The sequence below is a fragment of the Moraxella sp. CTOTU47724 genome (assembly GCF_032014955.1).
GTDB lineage: Bacteria > Pseudomonadota > Gammaproteobacteria > Pseudomonadales > Moraxellaceae > Faucicola > Faucicola tetraodonis.
The window spans coordinates 1-2,124 of the sequence record NZ_DALZSV010000049.1; the positions used below are offsets into that span (position 1 = coordinate 1).

Sequence of the window (2,124 nt, forward strand, 5' to 3'; positions counted from 1 at the left end):
GATGAATGCCAAGCATTTGCGCAAATTGCTCTCGCGTCAGCAATCGATCAAAGCTTGCTAGCAATTGACCATTTAACGGATGCTGCAGTTTGAGCAGGTCGGACAAATACTCATAATGGTAAATAAATTTCATAGGCAGGTGCTGTGAAATAACCCCCTCAGTCACTTGACACCGATGCACTTTCCAATGCGGCATGGTATCGGTGATAAGTTCAAGCAAGTCTATGATGGTTTTGTTTTTAGTTTTGATTACGGTTTGATTATCGAGTGTTAAATCGATAGTTGGCGTATTAGCATCCATTTGAGTGACTAGCAAGCGATTTCCTTTTAACTGGTTGGTTTATCACAATTGTTTCATTATAAAACTTTTTTCATGCATTTGAGCCAAAAAAAATCATCACATGGTGAAATGCAATGATTCATCTAAAAAACTGTTGTTGCTAATAGTTGTAGTTAATAATAGGCAGCATTTAGCAATAGACCGACCGCTAAAAAAAACCAAATAATAAAGACGACACTAAGCCATTTACGATGATATCGCCAAGATTCATTATCGATTTTGTTATCGGTAGTCAAATCATCCGCCAAATCCTCTATGGCGGGTTTTCTTGGTAACTTTGCAGACTTGTTAAAAATATCTTTAAATCGTAAGTCTCTGGTTAATTGATTGTCCTCACCTTTTATGGTAAAAAAATTAGATGAGTAATCTGCTAAATAAGTTTGAGAATTAAGCGAATGCGGTAATACCGATTTGACGGTCGCTTGGCGATAATCATGCTCAGCCACGTTAGCAAAAACTAACTGAGACGCCAAACTTTGAGATGCTAAGCCACTCCTTATACTGTCATGTGTTTTGTTAATTTTCATGTTAAATACCCCTTCTTGATAGATAACATTATAGGGATATCGCGGCGTTATTTAATCATAGGTTTGATTGTGGTTTTGTTATACTTAGCTAACTTGTATTAGCAAATGTGCAGATTTGAAACCGTTTGTAAACCGCAGATAGTTAAACTCACTGACAATTAATTTACACTTTTGGTCAGGATTAAAGTATTCATTTAACCTTAGCTTTAAACAAATTATCTTCTATCGATAAATATTTGTTGTTCAGAGGCTTTGACAAAGTCTTCATAAGAAACCACTCCTTGACTATTAGGGGCATTCGTTGTTGGATTACTGCCCGTCTGCGCGCGCTCATTTGAACCTTGATTTAGGTTATTGGAATTTGGGGAATTGGAATTTGAGCTATTAGGATTTAGGGTATCGGGATTAGCGGCGTCAGTTGGCGCCTCAGGCATCTGATTAGTCATACTTGGCGTGTTGGCAAGCGTGTCTGACACTTGATTGGTAGTTGTAGCGGGATTGACATTCGCGGACGCGGTGGGTTGTGGGCTGGAAGCCACGCCGTTTCCTAATTGCTCACCGGTAATTACCACCGCTTCTGTTCTTAAATTCTCTGGTTGAGTGGTCGAGGCAGCAACAGCGGAAGCAGTTGCAGGCAATGTCTGTGCCGATTGGCTAGGGTTTGTTGCCGTTAGAATGACATTGTTTTGAGCGTCTCTACTGTTTCTTATCGCTTGATAACTCTGATAGCTGGGCACGACAACTTGGGTTAGCAAACCGATAAGTGACATAACTAACAGCGGAATCAATACCATCAGTACCGTTTTTAACTGGGTAGCAGGTCTAGCAGGTAAGCCATAATAATTGGCGTCTGCAGTCCCCTCGACTGCTAGCAAGTAAAGGTAAACTAAGATATTTACCCCAGGCACTAGCATCAATAGCGCAAGCCACCCTGTTTTGTTAAGGTCATTAAAGCGGCGTTTGCTAACGGCAAGCTGTAGATAAAACAAAACCGCCACACCCACACTACTTGCGCCGAGCAAACTCATCGGCAACTGCTCACTACTGGCATTTACCATGCCTTGAAAGCCACCAATCATCACAAAGAGCAAAGCGACCAGCATTAGTGCTATCAACGCATTGAAGGTAGAATACGCTAAAAACTGAACACGGCTAACCCGACCGTGCCAATCAAAAAACCGACGATTATTAAAGCCTTCATGTATCTCGGTTAACGTGACAAAAGACGTACCAGCTTCAGTTGCAATTATTTCATCA

2 protein-coding genes and 1 pseudogene are annotated in these 2,124 nt (G+C 40.9%); all 3 read right to left on the reverse strand.

The genetic code is table 11. The annotated features are described in order from the left end of the window. Nucleotides 1-316: pseudogene (locus tag RTR63_RS09290) on the reverse strand (hypothetical protein); the annotation flags it as partial. A 137-nt stretch (nt 317-453) separates the two neighbouring features. Next, the gene (locus RTR63_RS09295; RefSeq protein WP_312523879.1) at nt 454-867 is read right to left on the reverse strand and encodes a hypothetical protein; all 414 of its coding nucleotides are present in this window, start codon (nt 865-867) and stop codon (nt 454-456) included. 215 nt (nt 868-1,082) lie between these two features. Further along, nucleotides 1,083-2,124 (reverse strand): DUF805 domain-containing protein (locus RTR63_RS09300; protein ID WP_312523881.1); only part of this gene is annotated, 1,042 nt, incomplete at its 5' end.